12 protein-coding genes are annotated in these 16,573 nt (G+C 39.6%); 1 reads left to right on the top strand and 11 read right to left on the bottom strand.

The features are described from left to right. Position 1 precedes the first annotated feature (1 nt). From ACS5PU_RS17510 to ACS5PU_RS17460, 11 genes are all read right to left on the bottom strand, one after another. Positions 2-904, bottom strand: a complete 903-nt coding sequence (locus ACS5PU_RS17510; RefSeq protein WP_439460454.1) for a BRCT domain-containing protein — start codon at positions 902-904, stop codon at positions 2-4. Positions 905-1,110: 206 nt separating this feature from the next. After that, the gene (locus tag ACS5PU_RS17505) at positions 1,111-1,320 is read right to left on the bottom strand and encodes a hypothetical protein (protein ID WP_439460453.1); all 210 of its coding nucleotides are present in this window, start codon (positions 1,318-1,320) and stop codon (positions 1,111-1,113) included. A gap of 79 nt (positions 1,321-1,399) precedes the next feature. After that, a complete protein-coding gene (locus tag ACS5PU_RS17500; RefSeq protein WP_439460452.1) occupies positions 1,400-3,595 on the bottom strand; it encodes a DNA/RNA helicase domain-containing protein in 2,196 nt (731 codons plus the stop codon). Next, positions 3,592-3,915: a nucleotide pyrophosphohydrolase gene (locus tag ACS5PU_RS17495; RefSeq protein ID WP_439460451.1), complete on the bottom strand. Its 324-nt coding sequence runs from the start codon at positions 3,913-3,915 to the stop codon at positions 3,592-3,594. Before ACS5PU_RS17495 ends, ACS5PU_RS17500 begins: the two co-directional genes overlap by 4 nt. 77 nt (positions 3,916-3,992) lie before the next feature. Continuing rightward, positions 3,993-5,165 (bottom strand): PD-(D/E)XK nuclease family protein, encoded by a 1,173-nt coding sequence (locus tag ACS5PU_RS17490; protein WP_439460450.1) that lies wholly within the window; start codon positions 5,163-5,165, stop codon positions 3,993-3,995. Further along, positions 5,165-5,695, bottom strand: coding sequence for a hypothetical protein (locus tag ACS5PU_RS17485; protein WP_439460449.1), 531 nt, complete (start codon positions 5,693-5,695; stop codon positions 5,165-5,167). Before ACS5PU_RS17485 ends, ACS5PU_RS17490 begins: the two co-directional genes overlap by 1 nt. A 583-nt stretch (positions 5,696-6,278) precedes the next feature. After that, positions 6,279-7,097 carry a hypothetical protein gene (locus ACS5PU_RS17480; RefSeq protein WP_439460448.1) on the bottom strand — a complete coding sequence of 273 codons (819 nt, stop codon included), beginning with the start codon at positions 7,095-7,097 and terminating at the stop codon, positions 6,279-6,281. A gap of 1,912 nt (positions 7,098-9,009) precedes the next feature. After that, positions 9,010-10,416, bottom strand: coding sequence for a TolC family protein (locus tag ACS5PU_RS17475; RefSeq protein WP_439460447.1), 1,407 nt, complete (start codon positions 10,414-10,416; stop codon positions 9,010-9,012). Then, the gene (locus tag ACS5PU_RS17470) at positions 10,403-13,597 is read right to left on the bottom strand and encodes an efflux RND transporter permease subunit (RefSeq protein ID WP_439460446.1); all 3,195 of its coding nucleotides are present in this window, start codon (positions 13,595-13,597) and stop codon (positions 10,403-10,405) included. Before ACS5PU_RS17470 ends, ACS5PU_RS17475 begins: the two co-directional genes overlap by 14 nt. A gap of 21 nt (positions 13,598-13,618) precedes the next feature. Beyond that, positions 13,619-14,821 (bottom strand): efflux RND transporter periplasmic adaptor subunit, encoded by a 1,203-nt coding sequence (locus ACS5PU_RS17465; RefSeq protein ID WP_439460445.1) that lies wholly within the window; start codon positions 14,819-14,821, stop codon positions 13,619-13,621. A 71-nt stretch (positions 14,822-14,892) separates the two neighbouring features. Continuing rightward, positions 14,893-15,498: a TetR/AcrR family transcriptional regulator gene (locus ACS5PU_RS17460; RefSeq protein ID WP_439460444.1), complete on the bottom strand. Its 606-nt coding sequence runs from the start codon at positions 15,496-15,498 to the stop codon at positions 14,893-14,895. Between the two features lie 369 nt (positions 15,499-15,867). Here ACS5PU_RS17460 and ACS5PU_RS17455 point away from each other — a divergent pair, with 369 nt between their 5' ends. Beyond that, positions 15,868-16,317, top strand: a complete 450-nt coding sequence (locus ACS5PU_RS17455; RefSeq protein ID WP_439460443.1) for a GNAT family N-acetyltransferase — start codon at positions 15,868-15,870, stop codon at positions 16,315-16,317. Positions 16,318-16,573: the final 256 nt, after the last annotated feature.

Raw genomic sequence — 16,573 nt, 5'->3', positions numbered from 1 at the left:
ACTAATTCAAATCATCCATAATATCAGCAAAATCAAATTCATGGATTAACATAATTACATGCCCATCCTTTCTCATATTTATCGCCTTTTCAACTTTACGTCCGTAGCAAGAAAAAGCCCATGCAGGATTTCCATTATCGCCAACTATTAAATAATCTGTTTTTAGCGTAATACTGTCAGTGGGTATGCCTCCAAGACTTAAGATTTTTTTCTTCAATCCTTCTCTACTTATTCTCTGTAATATTCCAGTAATGCAGAAGGTTTTGCCCTCAAAAGTAACATTAGGCTCACTAGTACATAAACCAGAGATGTTAATATGCTCTGTTTCTTTTCGAATCTGTTCATTTATGTCTTCATCTTGGAGTTTTACAAACTCTTTGAAATAAGCTTTTAAAACCAATCGTTCTTCTTCATCAATTTTATTATCTGAAAGAACAGATAATATTAAACTCCTTATCTCATCGTAGGGATAATATGTGTTTAAATGTTCATTTCCTTCCAACCACTTGCCGAGATCAATAATTTCCTGATCTTTGATTACTCCATCAGCCAGAATTCCATGGCAAAGTCCTTGTAATGTTTGTAGGTCAGAAGTTATAGGATTATAATAGACGCTGTCGTTCTCATACTTTTGACATAGCCAATACAAGTCTTCTATAGTTTCTTTGGATGGGATTTGTTGGCTAGCAGCCTCCGCTATAATATTCATGAATTCATTAAAAGGATTTCTACCTATTAAAACATCATGTGCATTTGCCCATTTTTGTAGCTCGCTAATTTCCTGTTGGTTTACTTCCCCATCTAAGTTTATCCCAAGCAAAATTCCTTTTAATGAACTAATTGCTTTATCTGCTTGCGCTTTAGATGTGTAGATATCTAAAATCAGTTGGTCTGGTTGTTTCATATAATTACATTCAAGAATAAATACAACAGCTCAATGCAAACAACAATTTGAGTTGTGCGATTAAGTGTTACAATACGGTTATAATAAATTGATTTGAGAGAAAAAAACGAATAGAATGGAGCTAGAATTATTTAGATATCGCAATATAAATGAAGACCTTGAGATTAACAAATAAATAAAATTTTGCTGCAAAAAAATTAAAAAGCTTAACACTTACACGCACTCCGCTCTACATATTCCTTATTACCTTTACTATTATAATAAAAGCAACCTCCCTTTGAGCCCTGATATAATTTCTGACCGCTTTTATACGTACCGCATGGGGTATAAGTTTCTGTATCTGTACCTACTTCATTTTGTTTGCTACAGGCCAGCATACCAATACTTAAAAACAGGATATAATAAAATCTTTTCATAGCACTAAGATAGTGCGCGATAAGAGCTAAACTTTACGGATTTCCGTAACGAATAGAAGATTGTTTTTTAATTAGCCTTTTAAGCCAGTATCTGTTCAAAAACCCCAACAACTTTAAAATCTGTTAACTCATCTTCTACCAATTCAATTATTTGGTAATCCAATTCATCAGATAACGGTTTTAAACTTATTCTACTATGTTGCCAGCCCTCATCAGTCGAAAGCTTTTCGCTGTGGTATTCTTTTACAGTATAACCAGAACCAAACTCTGCATCTTGTATGGCAGTACTTTGTACTAAAACAATTTTGCCATTCCTGCTTCCACCAACATCTTGCCTAAATAAGCAATAGGCTCCATTTGGAATCCGTTTATTCATTGATTCGCCAATAACCTTACAAACAAAATAATCTTTTTTGATAGCGATATTAAAAGGCAATTCTACCCATTCAAAGTCACTGTGAATCTGCAAATCGCTAAAATTACCCGCAGCAGCTGTAATATCTATCAAAGGGACTGCATTTACAAATGGCTTTACCTGGTTAAATTGTAGGATTCTTATAGCTGGCTTTTTATCATACCGGGGAATGTGTTTCTTGAGATATGCTGCCAAATTCGGATTGCAGGCATAAATAAAACAGCCTTTTATTCCGCGATAAAGAATCGTTTTGTAAATATTGATAATATATGCTTTTAAATCTTTTGGTTGAGCTATTCCTTTTTTACCGTTAATATCAAAGTATTGCTTAGGGTCTATCTCAATTTGATCAGTTTGTTTGTTATAATCTATTTCCTTACCAAAAATAACGCCAGTATAGTTAAGATCATAACCTTGGGTAGTATGTATGCAGCCAATTTCGTTAAAAGCATTAGGCGAGTTTACCCAGTCTTTATCAGTTTGGTTCCATTGAAAAGATAAGTTGTCGATTTCAATATCAATTGCTGTTTTATCGTTTTTCGATTGCCATGGCCAGCTATAGCCGGCCACCATTCTGCACAAACCATAATGTTGTTCCTTTTTGCCTAGCTCAGTATATAAATCTGCTAATGAATCGAAATAGCGTAGTTCATAATTTGAAGAGTGATACACGCCATCATCTTTACGGTTTAGGTTCAGCAGATCATCTATAAATTTGATATAATTTTCACCACCCTGAACACGCATCTGAGAATTAAGCTGTAATTTAATTGTGCGTTCATCTTCTAAAAGTGTTGTAAAATGCATGCCAGCTATATCAGAAGGTTTTACGGACTGCGCTTCATCATAAAAGAAAATTTGATTTCTGCTGTTAGCCATAATCCAGTCGAGTTCATTCCCAGTATCACCTAAACCAAGTTTTTGGTTATTCTTTCGAAATGCTCCCATCCAACTAATGTTTTTATATTGGCGCAAACGGTGTGCTTCATCTACAATAAGTAGATCGTATTTCTCTTTACTTTTAAAGGTATCCGATGGGCTAACCACCATCGAAGATTTTAAACCAGGTACCTGTTTAAAAACCTGCTGTAGCGATTCCCGCAGGGAGGTCATTGCCACTACCAAACCGATTTTAGCATTGGGGTATTTTAGCTGAAAATTCCGGATATAATTTACTTCCCTAAGTTCATCATCATTAAATTCTGCTACATCCGTATTGAGGATATTGGTAGCCAATAATTTTAAGAGATAAGTGGCCACTACAGTTTTACCAGTACCTGCACTTCCCCTTACAAAAATGCTATTGCTATTATTTTGGGTTAAACCCGCCAAAATCTCCAATACCGAATGATATTGATCCTCATTTAAAGATTTGTATGGAGAATATTTGAATAACTCAGAATTTTCTATCTCCTTTAACGATTTGCTTACAACTTTTTTATCAATCAGTTTCTTCCAAATTTCTTTGAACAGATCCTTATACAAATCCTGCTGATAATAATTGTGGTTAACTAAACCCGAATTACCGTTCTGTAACTTATAAGTACCTTCTGCTGCAATATATTGGATCAGATTTGATTCAATATCGAGCGTAGCCGATTTATTGAATTTATCGCTCCCGATAATCGAAATTTTATTAAAAACAGATGATTTTACAGGATTGGCCAGATGATTCGAAATACGGCTGTAAGCATTGGTCGACTCACCAACATAGGCCTCAGCAATTGCCTCATTCTGGATAAAATAAACCAATGGCCACTGATTCTTTACCCATGGGTTTTGTTGAATCTTGCTTAAGTTTTGTTTATTGAAATCGTAAGGCTCAGAAACATCTATAGAGAGCTCGAAAGACATGCTCATAGCTCATCATATTTTTTAGCAGTACCTTTTGCCTTAGCTACCGGATATTTTGTATCATTAAGTTTAATCTTATCAAGGATAATCTGCTTAACATCCAGCTTGTATTTGTCGGCCAATAACAATGCATAAGAAAAAACATCAGCAAGTTCTTCTTTGATCTTCTCAACATTGGCATCTTCCGCATTTTTCCATAAAAATAATTCAAGCAATTCAGCTGCTTCAATATTCAAGGCAAGGGCTAAATCTTTGGGATTATGAAACTGGGCCCAATCGCGTTCGTCCCTAAACTTTAATAATGCGGCTGTTATCTCTTCGGTCATATGGCTAATTAGGCCCAATTTAAGAATATAGTGTTGATTTGGGAAATGTGAACACCAAAATTAAAATGTTTTAAATATTAAAGCGCTATTCCTTCCGCTAAGTTCAGCAAGAATTCCGTCTTCTCCACAATCATCTTTTTCATTCGTCCATCAGTTACTTTTTTCCAGGTATTGTATTCGTGCCAATTTTTAAAAGCTGGCTCCACATCATTAAACCAGGCCCACCAATCATTATTCTTTTTACTATTGTAAGGTAATGCTTTAAGCTGCTTTCTTAATTCGTCTGGAATTGGGTGGTACCTTGGGTGTTCTTTACAACAGAAACCAAAAATCATATCTTTATCGTACGACTGAAATTGAAAGCCAATATTCATGAATTTCCATTCCGGTTTAGAAATCCATATACCGGTGTAACGTTCCTTAAAATCTACACGGTAAAAACAATTCAAGTTTTTAGCTTGGAACTCCAGTTCTAATTCCCTGCCAAATGCTAGAGAAACCTTATCAAGGGCTTTATTAATGTTAGCAGCTATAGCAATAGATGCTTCTAAATTATCTTTAATGATTTCTGAAAGTTCCTCTTCCATGGTATGATTAAGCGTTTGATTGGTTAAATACTTTATTAAATTGATGTATTGGGTTATGGATTCGCGGATAATCGGAAGTATTGCACATTCCTTGCGGCACTCTTCTAACCAATCCAGGATATTATTTTTATATGAAATACATTTAAAATGTTCTCCATCTATCAATGTTCCATAACTATTTTTATTGGGTTCGCCACCATTTAAAGTAAGGTATAAAATATCTGCATGTTCGGAATGTTTATGATACCGCACCAATTGATTGTGTTGATCTCCGGCATAAATTTTATTTTCAATGATAATATGGTTATTGTGCCCGTCGCTGATAAAAATATCAATCCTTCCGCCTTCAGTTCTATCATCATTAATAAAACCTGCATGCTTTTCTATTTCAACATTGCAGTTTATAGTATCAATATCCGCCCCTTTAAAACAGAATGCTTTTATAAAAAGCTTCAAAAACGTATCCTTTTGTCCATGACTGCCCTTTGGATTTAACAACTCTGCAATAAATGCCGAGTGCATACGTACTTCAGAGGATTCTAATTTTAGAATTTTAAAAACATTAAAATTTTCGCCAGTTAGCTCATTAACTTTCTCATATTTTGAAATGAGCGAATTTACTTGTCCAAATAAATTTTGGAATTCGCGAGGGTCTATATCCATTAAATAATCTTTTTTTCTGCTCTTCTGTTAAACACACCCAGCTCCCATTCCGCTAAATGTAAATTCTTTCCACTTGCCTGTTCTCTTAAATCAGTAATGTAGCGCATATACTCATCCTCGCAATCCAGTTGTGTCCAACTTTTATATTTATACTGTTTAGAATTTTTTAATATAATACTATCAATAGGGCAATGTGGAGGTATATGCGCTAGCCGGTCTGTACACCACATATATTTCAGGTACAGATTCAATAATTTTTGTGCTGTACCAAAAGTTAATTTGCCACGATTAAGTATTTCATCCTTATTGCTTGCAATAAGCGCCGATATATGGCCAACATGCTCCACATCCGAAACAAACACATGGTATCGCTGTGTGATATCAACAATACACGCTCTAAGCTGCTTTTTAAATGCATCTTTTTTATTGCCGTTTTTATCATCAATATTTTCTTCGTAAACATTGTTACGTTGAAAAGCGCCAGAGATACTTAAGTACCAAAGCTCATTTTCTATAAATTCATTTTTCATCGGGATTAATTGAGAACTAGATAGCTGAATTATTTTCTATTTTTTATCATTCAACTTAAAAATAGACTGCAAAGAATGCGGTGTTGCAGATTCTCGGAAAGAATCAGGGAATATCTGAGAAATCATTTATTGCGTTAATTTAAAATTGAGATGTGCCAAAAGTTGTAATAATTATTTAAATTTCAATTTGTTTTTTCAGATAATTTAAGCGCAGCAACCTTTTAGTTACTGCACCTATTACAACAATTAACCAATTAGGTGGTATGGCATGGTAATGAACACCAATAACAACCATTAATCCGACTTAAAAAAGGATATTTCCTTTTCGCCTCAGCTACTGCCGGCTCACAAGAGCTAAATGTTCCTAGGTCATCGTAATTTTGTTTAGGATAATACCGGCAATCATCCTTGTGAACCTCATAATCACCATTGTTTTGCTGGTTCAGGTTTAATCTGTAATTGGCCATAAAATTGGGTTTTAAAATTTAACAACACCAAACCTATTTAAAGCAATGCATAATATTATACTGTTAACCGTAGGTAGATCAAAAACAGCTTAAAGCGTGTAAATAAATATATTACCTCAACCTTCCTCCACCTCCCAGCTTAACCTATTCCCCTGCTCCACTACCACCCTTTCAGCCTTGGGTTGCCCCACAAAATTAACCACCACCCCATCCCTTAAATGCAGCGCATGAATAATTTTACAGGCATAATAGCGCCGGTCGGCAAAGCGATCCGCACCCACAAAAAAAGAAATACCCATGGCCACAACCAAAGCCTTATCACCCTGGTGTTTTAAGTGGAGGCTTAAGGTTGTTTTTGGGAAGTGAGGTAGGTTTACAGGCACAACAAGATCATTTACATCGATAATTTCGTAGCTACCATTTTCGCCCAGTTCGAAATGAAAGCCCATTACCTGCAAGCGGACCTCGGTGGCTTTAGGATAAGATTTCAATAGCGATTTAAGTTCACCTTTAGGCAAAATAAGTTTTACTAATCCATCCGGTTCCAGACTTAAAACAGTTTCGCAGGTCCATAACTGCTTTAAAGGCTTACTGGCATTAAATTCAAAACCCGCGAGCAAGGCCAGATTTCCATCGATCAGCTTTTTATGGCCTGCGTGTTCAGGTGGAATAGATTTAAAGATTTCAATAAAACGCTTGTTCAGGCGGTTCACCAGATCGCCATAGGCATAAAGCATTACCAGCGGTGCAAAAGCCCTTCTGATGTAAGCCGCATTGCGGGTAGCCGAGCCAAAATCAGCACTGCTTTTCTTACTGGCTTCGCTCTGCTGTTTGTAAACAGCTTTTTGCCGAACAACATCCTTATTTCCACGTTTGTAAAAAACGAGGTCGCCCAGTTGTCCATTAATTTTAATAATTCCATTTTGGATAGCCATAATTTTAGTATATTCGGTTAAACAAAAGGGATGATGCCTCAATTTAGTCAATCCGATTAAGAATCCCAAAAATATCCTGCAACCCCACCTTTATTCCACATTTACGCCACGTTAAGGCTACCTTTTAGCCAGGTTTGCTTGGGTACAGCTTCAGACTTATTAGCAGGCTGCTTTGCTGATACACCAATAAAAATGAAGTGCTAATTGCATTTGCCCAAGCCTTGTCTCTCTAAAGCTTTTGCTGGCCGGGTTAAAGAAAGGTAAATAAAAGGTTAAGCAATAATGGACTAAGCTGCAGCAAGCCTGCACGACAGCTAGAGCCGCTATCTACTGAGCGGCATCTTTCCTCTGATAAAAGAAGACGCAAGAAAGACACGTAGACTTAGGATTTTAAAGATTTTACAATACTAAACTTTTAAAATAGATTCCTCGGCTCCGCTCGGAATGACGGGTTGGTGTAATGGAATGGTTCAATGAATTCCTTGCAAAAAGATCTTCAAATATCCTACCTACTGCTGTTTAGCATGATAGATGCTGAAATAAATTCAGCATGACGGATTGGGTTTGTCTACACCCTGCTACTGGCATAGGAGATTTTCGCCGGAAAAAGCACGGAAATCTTTACCCTTCCTTTCATTACCCCACTGTCCTGAAACGTCCCGAATATTCGGGAGAGAGATCTATATCGAGAAAGATTTAGCTTCGCTGAGCACTTCGTGGTTCTCGACTACGCTACTCTCCGCTCGGAATGACGGGTTGGTGTAATGGAATGGTTCAATGAATTTCTTGCAAAAAGATCCTTCTCTGCGTCCGATAGCTATCGGACCAGGATGACAAATAATGGAAAAGCAGTTTCTGCACACTGCTATCTGCACCCTGCTACCGGCCTAGGATATGATGGAAGGAGAAAACGTTAAAGCTTTTAGAATCACTTTGTATTTACCACAAACAAGGCAGCGCGTCCTCCCAGATTTTTCATCTGGGGCTTGCGATGCCGTCCTTAAAAGCTTTAACGAATTTATCCGACATCAGATCCAAGCCTTGATCTTTTGTTTCTTTTCTATCAAGAGAAAAGAAAGAGCCCCAACGGCGGTGAGTTGGGAAAGACTGAGCAAGGGGAAAAATAGCTATTGCATTAAGATTCCCGCCTGCGCGGGAATGACGGGGTGATGTAATGGAATGGTTCAATTTACTGCTTGCAAAGAGATCCTTCGCTGCGTCCGATAGCTATCGGACCAGGATGACAAATAATGGAAAAGCAGTTTCTGCACCCTGCTATCTGCGCCCTGCTACCGGCCTAGGATATGATGGAAGGAGAAAACGTTAAAGCTTTTAGAATCACTTTGTATTTACCACAAACAAGGCAGCGCGTCCTCCCAGATTTTTCATCAGCCTGTCCCGAAGATTATTCGGGAGGGCTTGCGCTGCCGTCCTTAAAAGCTTTAACGAATTTATCCGACATCAGATCCAAGCCTTGATTTATGCTTTTTTAGTTACTGTTTTTATAGGTAAGCATGCTTTCGCTGCGCTCAGGTTTGGTTACCTTTTTATCAAGAAAAAGGTAAGAGCCCCAATGGCGGTGAGTTGTGAAAGACTGAGCGCTGGGCAAAACATAACCAACGCTTTAAGGTTCCCGCCTGCGCGGGAATGACGGGGTGGTGTAATGGAATGGTTCAATGAAGCTTTTGCAAAAAGATCCTTCGATGAGCTAGCCAAGAAAAAAGATTGCTTCCCCGAAAATCGGGGCAGGCTGTCGGCTGAAAAAGCCTTCTCGCAATGACGATTTTGTATAAAAGATCCAGGATGACAAATAATCATAAAAAAAACACCAAGAACATTACATCCTTGGTGTCTTCGTGTCTTAGTGGTAAAAAACCATATTAATAATATTTTAGCCCGGAAGGTGCTAAACCTACTGCCATCCCCCACCCAAAGAGCGGTACAAACCCACAACAGCATTTAACTGTTCCGTTTTAATGGTCGTTAACTCCAGTTCGCTCTGTAGCAGATTGCCCTGTGCAGTAATCACCTCCAAATAATTCGCCATACCGCTTTTAAACAGTAAGCTCGCATTTTTAGAAGCCTGTTGTAGAGTTTGCGCACGTTTTTCAGCAATGCTGTACTGCAATTTCAACTTCTCTACCTTCGTTAACTCATCAGAAACCTCACCCACCGCATTCAATACCGATTGGCGGAACTGGATCACCGTTTTTTCGCGGTCGATCTTAGCCAGTTCCAGATTCGTTTTTAACTGCCCCCTTTGAAAAATAGGCTGCGTAATCCCGCCCGAAACCAGGCCGAATAACGATGCAGGCACATTAAACCAATTGCTCGCCTTAAACGAATTTACCCCGCCGCTCGCCGTAATCACCAACGATGGATATAAACTCGCTTTAGCCACACCAACCTTTGCATTCGCTACATTTAAAGCCAGCTCGGCACTTTTAATATCAGGCCTGCGACTCAACATCGCCGATGGGAAACCCGCATTCAGCTCCTGCGGAATCGTCATTTTATCCAAACGGCTTTCACGGTTAATCGCTTTCGGCAAAGTGCCGATCAGTACACTCAACGCATTTTCCTGCAGGGTAACATTTTGCTCCAAACGCGGAATCAGTTGCGCCGCATTTAATTGCTGCGCCTGGGCCTGCTGTATGGCCAGCGAAGTAACCTGGCCAGCATCGAACTGTAAATTGATAATCCTTAAAGTACTATCGTTAAGTTTTAAGTTTTTTTTGGCAATCTCCAATTGCGCATCAAGCATCAACAGGTTGTAATAACCCTGTGCAACATTGGCTACCAAACGGGTTTGAACAGCCTTGCGCGCCTCTTCAGTTTGCAGAAAACTGGCTAAAGCACCAGCTTTCTGACTGCGGATCTTCCCCCAGATATCGGCCTCCCAAAACACACCCAAATTAGCGCTGTAATCTTCAATGTGCGTAGAACCCGTAAACTGGTTAAGGCTCAAACCGTTCAAACTGTTATCACTGGGGCGGCTCGAACTCGCCGCAACCTGTAACTTCAGTTCGGGCAGATAACCCAATTTCGATTGTTTGAACAATACCTCAGCCGCATCGATATTCTTCAAGGCGATCTGCATATCGTAATTTTTAACCAAAGCCGTATCAATTAAATGTTGAACAGTGAGGTCGTTGATAAAACTCTTTAAGGGCATAGTGCCAATGCTCGAAGAATCTTGTGGTGCTGAATTTCTGAATAAACCAGGCGCAATATTGGGCAGCGCCGTATCTTTCGAAACCGAACATCCGCTCCAAACTAAAGCAAGGAGCAGGATGGTAACTATATTAAACCGTTTCATAAACTGCATGATTATTTACAGGTTGTTCATGATGTTGAACAACCTCTTTTGATTTTCTTGATATTTTTTCCTGTAAAGCCTGGAAGATGACGAAAAGTACCGGAATGATAAACAAACCTAAAACTACGCCAGATACCATACCCCCTGCCGCACCAATACTGATAGAGTGGTTACCCTGTGCCGACGGACCTGTTGCAATACTCATCGGGAATAAACCGAACACAAAGGCAAGCGAGGTCATAATGATCGGCCTGATCCTTAAACGTGCCGCTTCAATGGCTGCATTCACCAAACTCAGCCCTGCCTTTCGTCGCTGCACCGCAAACTCCACAATCAGGATGGCATTTTTGGCCAGCAAGCCGATAAGCATAATCAGTGCTACCTGTACGTAAATGTTGTTTTCGATACCAGTTAAGCCCAATACCACAAACACACCGAATACACCAGTAGGGATAGATAAGATTACCGCCAATGGTAGGATATAACTCTCGTACTGTGCCGATAACAAGAAGTAAACAAATACCAAACAAAGCAGGAAGATCACCGTTGATTGTCCTCCCGAAGAAATTTCCTCGCGGGTCTGACCCGAGAATTCGTAAGCATATCCCGTTGGCAATTGTTCTCTGGCCGTTTCCTCTATCGCCTTAATCGCATCACCAGAACTGTAGCCTGGTTTAGGGATCGCATTCACCTCGATAGAGTTAAACAGGTTATAACGCGAAGCCGTTTCCGAACCATAAACACGGGTCAGTTTAACTAAGGTATTGATGGGCACACTTTCTCCCGCCTTGTTTTTAACAAACACACGGTCAATACTAGCAGGGTCGGTTCTGTCGGCAATATCAGCCTGAACCACTACACGGTAGTATTTACCAAAACGGTTAAAATCTGATGCCTGCGCAGTACCAAAATAAGTCTGCATCGTTTGTAAGATATCTTTTTTACTTACCCCCAGCTGATCCGCCTTTTCATCGTTAACATCAAGCTGTAATTGCGGATAATCTGCTTTGTATGAAGTAAAAGCATAAGCAATAGCCGGTTTCGCCATTAGCTTCCCAATAAAGTTGTTTGCTACACCGCTAAACTTATCCAGCCTGCCATTGGTTTTATCCTGTAACATTACGTTCATGGCTTCCACGTTACTAAAGCCTGGCACGGTAGGGAAACTGAATACAAAGAAGGTACCTGCAGATATGGCTGCCATTTTAGCCCTTACAATGTTCTGTATTTCGTCGATATTTTTTACCGCTCCCCTTTCCTCATTAGGTTTTAACAATAAGAAAATCTGGCCAGCCGAAGGACTGTTGGATGCCGTTAAAAAGTTATAACCGGCCAACGACATTACGAATCTTGCCGATGGCATGGCCCTCAACTCAGCTTCAGCCTGTTTTAATATTTTATTCGTATTGGCCAATGATGTTCCCGATGGGCTGGCAACAGCGATGGCCACAAAACCCTGATCCTCTGTAGGGATAAAACCTGTTTTTGTTCTGCCTACCAGAAAAACAGTAAGAAGAACGATTAAGGCAAGCCCGGCCATGCTGATCCATTTATGGCGGATTAGCACTTTTAAGCCACCAACATAACGGTTGGTCATATAATTGAAACCACCGTTAAAACCTGCATAAAACTTTTCTACAAAACCTTTTTTAGGCGCATGATGACCACCTTCCGCATGTTTGTTCTTTAAAAACAAGGCCGCTAATGCAGGGCTTAAAGTTAAGGCGTTAACAGCCGATATAATAATGGCGATGGCCATGGTTAAGGCGAACTGTTTGTAGAAAATACCTGTTGAACCAGTCATAAAACCAACCGGTAAAAATACTGCCGCCATTACCAGCGTAATCGATATAATGGCCCCGGTAATTTCATTCATCGCCTCGGTAGTTGCCGCCCTCGGACTCAGCGAAGGGTTTTCTTCCATTTTGGCGTGTACCGCTTCCACCACCACAATTGCATCATCTACCACAATACCAATGGCCAGTACCAATGCAAACAGCGTTAAAAGGTTTACAGAGAAACCGAACAGCTGCATGAAAAAGAAAGTACCGATAATCGCCACCGGAACTGCAATGGCCGGAATCAAGGTAGACCTGAAATCCTGAAGGAAGATAAATACAACGATAAATACCAGTAAAAAGGCTTCTATCAAAGTGTGTTCAACCTGGTTGATGGATTCATCAAGATCGGTTTTGGTACGGTAAAACTGATTGTATTTAATACCCGATGGAAAATCTTTCGATAGTTTCGCCAATAGTTTATCAATGGCAATCTGTATTTCGTTGGCATTTGATCCCGATAACTGGATTACACCAATCGTAATACCATCGTGTCCATTTAAACGGTTTACACTACCATAACTATAAGCACCCAACTCCACACGGGCCACATCTTTTAAACGCAATATAGAACCATCCGAATTAGAACGGATTGCTATATTTTGATATTCTTCAGGCTTGGTAAGCTTACCCTTATATTTAACGATATATTCAAAAGCCTCATTACTTCTTTCCCCAAACCTACCAGGTGCCGCTTCCAGGTTTTTGTCCTGAATGGCTGTGATCACTTCGTTGGGTGTAATTTTGTAGGTAGCCAATTGACTTGGATTTAACCAAATACGCATTGAATAATCTTTAATACCACCAAATACAGCGGCAGAACCTACACCCGGGATACGTTTAAGTTCAGGAATGATATTGATCTGCGCATAGTTGTTTACAAAAACAGCATCGTATTTTTTGGGATCTTCCGAGTAAACACCGATAGCACCAATAAAACTATTTTGTTGTTTGGTAGTAGTTATACCATATTGCACAACCTCTGCAGGCAATTGGCTGGTAGCCTGCGAAACCCGGTTTTGCACGTTAACAGCAGCCTGATCGGGGTTGGTACCCTGTTGAAAGTAAACCGTAATGGCCAAGGTACCATCGTTACTGGCGCTGGAGGTCATGTAGGTCATGTTTTCCACACCGTTAATCGCTTCTTCCAGTGAAGGCGTCACCGAACGTAAAATCGTTTCGGCATTGGCCCCAGGGTACACGGCGGTTACCAATACCGACGGAGGTGCGATATTTGGAAAGCGCTCTAAGGGCAACTTTGTTAAACCCAGTATACCAACTATTACCAATAAGATGGAAATAACAGTCGAAAGTACAGGCCTGTCTATAAATTTCTGAAACATGATTTTTAGCGTTTATTGTTGTTAATTTTTTGTTTTGGCAACAGCTACTTTGTCTGCTGCTTTTTGAGGCTGGATAACCATTCCCTCCTGTAATTTATCAATGCCGCTGAGTACAATCTGGTCGCCAACCTTTACGCCGGTGTTTACCAGATAATTTTCTCCGGCTTTACCCACAATCGTAATGGCCTGTTTTTTCACCTTGCTGCTATCGCCTACGGTAAATACAAATACCTTATCCTGCATTTCTACAGTTGCCGATTGAGGTACCAGAATGGCGTTATCATGCAGTAAACCCAAACGGATTTTACCCGTATTACCAGAGCGGAGAATACCACTGGCATTTGGGAAACTTGCCCTCAAAGTAATGGCACCGGTATTTTTATCAAACTGGCCATCAATCATATCAATTTTCCCTTTAATCGGATAAGTAGAATTATCAGCCAGTAAAAGCTCAACTGCCGGTAAATGTTTAATCCTGTCAGCAGGGGTTTTACCAGGATAGTTTACATTGAAATTGTTGAAATCAGTTTCACCTAACGAGAAGTATACATGTACTTCGTGTATATCTGATAATTGTGTTAAAGCAGTCTGATCAGTTGGAGAAACCAAACTTCCCTGCTTTTTCGGGATGCGGCCAATATAACCGCTTACAGTAGCCTTTACATTGGTATAACCCAGGTTAATCTGCGCCGAAGCTACATTGGCTCGGGCTTGCTCGGCATTGGCCTGTGCAATTTTATAAGCAGTTTTAGCCGTTTTCAACTGAAAATCAGATACGACTTTATTCTGTACCAGCGGGGTTAATTTATCTACCTCCAACTGGGCATTTAAAATAGCCGCTTCTGCAGCGTGTAAACTTGCTTTGGCATTGTTAAGCGCCTCGCGGAAAGGGTTTTCGTTAATTTTGAACAAGGTTTGTCCGGCAGTTACATAAGCGCCTTCATTAACCAGTACACTTTGTAGGTAACCACTTACCTGAGGGCGTACATCAATATCAACAGCGCCCTGAATAGATGCAGGATATTCGATAAAGGTAGTTTCAGAACTGGAGTTGATTGCGCTTACCGGTAAGGCCGGTGGCGGTGCCGCAGCAGCCGATTGTTCAGGAGCTGATTTACAGCCGATCAATATCATAGTGGCAAAGACGACTGCAAAGGCATACTTAACCGCATTAAACTGTTTAACAGTGTTAAGCATTAGAAACAGGGGATGTAGAGATTTCATATGAATTTTAATTATTATGGATTTAATATGTATAAACTATTTAACACTGTTAAATAGAAGGGTAAAAAAAATTAACTATTGATAGATAGGGTAATACCTTTTATAGCATCTTTTAAAATTTGATGGTTAAGTTCATCAGTTGTGCGGCCACCCGGCTGAACCATGTTGATTGAAATTAACCCGTGGATGATTGACCAATAGGTATAATACTTCTTACAGATCTCATCCTCGTTAACCGGTTTCTGGGTGTAAAGTGATTCGATAACTTCTGCCAGCATATCGCCTACTTTCTCCGATTCTTCCATGTTTTTCTGCAGTTCGCAGCAAACCGTACCCACACCGTACATTAACTTGTAAAACTCCTGGTGTTTAAAGGCGAAGTCCCAATAGGCCACCCACATGGCTTCCATTTTATCTGCAGCACTTTCCTGGCTATCTCTGGCAAGCCTGATATCTTTTGCCAGCAGTTGATAGCCTCTTTTGGTGAGCTCCATTAAAATGCCTTCCTTATTCGAAAAGTATTCGTAAATAATCGGGGCGGTATATTCAATCTGATCAGCAATTTTACGCATACTCAATGCCTGCCAACCCTCTGTTTGAACAATGTTCAAGGCAGCATCCAGAATTTTTGTTCTGGTTTCATCTTTCAATCGTAGTATTCTCTCTTTGCTTCCCATAACCTGGAATGTAGGGTTAAATAATCTAACACCGTTAAGCAAATGTAGAACCAATTCTATAATTCACAATCATTCATTTGTCATAAACATTTTATTGATTAGTTTTACAGTTGATAATCAGCGTTTAAACTATTTTAAAAGGCATTTTTAAAACATAAATTAAATTTCTAAAAACTTCAGTTCAATTAACATTTATATGTTGTCATCGTTTTTGGTGTCTTTTGTTTTATGCAATCGTCATGCTGAACTTGTTTCAGCATCTTTCCTGCTGGGCAGACCCTGAACTAAATTCAGGGTGACGACTTGAGCTAAAAATTGCTCCAAAAGATCTTTATAGGCATATTATTAATCAAATACAGAATAAAAAACATGCAAATGATATTCCGCAGCGCAAAAACGGCCGACGTACCTGCCATGCAGATTGTCAGACATACCGTAAAAGAGAACACTTTGTCAGATCCAGCACTCGTTACTGACAAAGATTGCGAAGAATTTGTTACCCGCCGTGGCAAAGACTGGGTTTGCGAAGTGGAAGGTGAACTGGTTGGTTTTGCCATTGTCGATTTACAGGCGCATAACATTTGGGCCTTATTTATCAGACCTGAGTTTGAAGGCAAAGGAATTGGCAAAGAACTGCACCGCTTAATGATGGATTGGTATTTCGATCAAACGCACCAGTTGGTATGGCTGGGCACCGCACCCAATACCCGCGCAGCAACATTTTACACCAAACAAGGCTGGAAAAATGTAGGCATGGTAAATAAAGGGGAAGTAAAATTCGAAATGACTTATGCGGACTGGGTGGCCACTACCAATTAAATATTACCCCAAAGACATTAAGGCACAATATTTACCATTACAAGGAAGCGCTGACCGCGAAGCAACTATTAGACAAATAAAAACAGCAGGAACTGCTAATAAAACACGTTCAGGATGATCGATCCCTGAAATAACCGTCCTTTAGATTTGTATTGGTCTTTTATTTTAAGGATTACAAATATTTAATTTGCTTAAATTATTAATCAGATTACCTAAAGCGGTAGCGGCACATTAAAATGTCGTCAAGGTTTTTATG

The sequence above is a fragment of the Pedobacter sp. GSP4 genome, from assembly GCF_051857575.1.
GTDB lineage: Bacteria > Bacteroidota > Bacteroidia > Sphingobacteriales > Sphingobacteriaceae > Pedobacter.
Note: the sequence above shows the minus strand (reverse complement) of the source record. Positions and strands in the feature narration are given on the sequence as shown.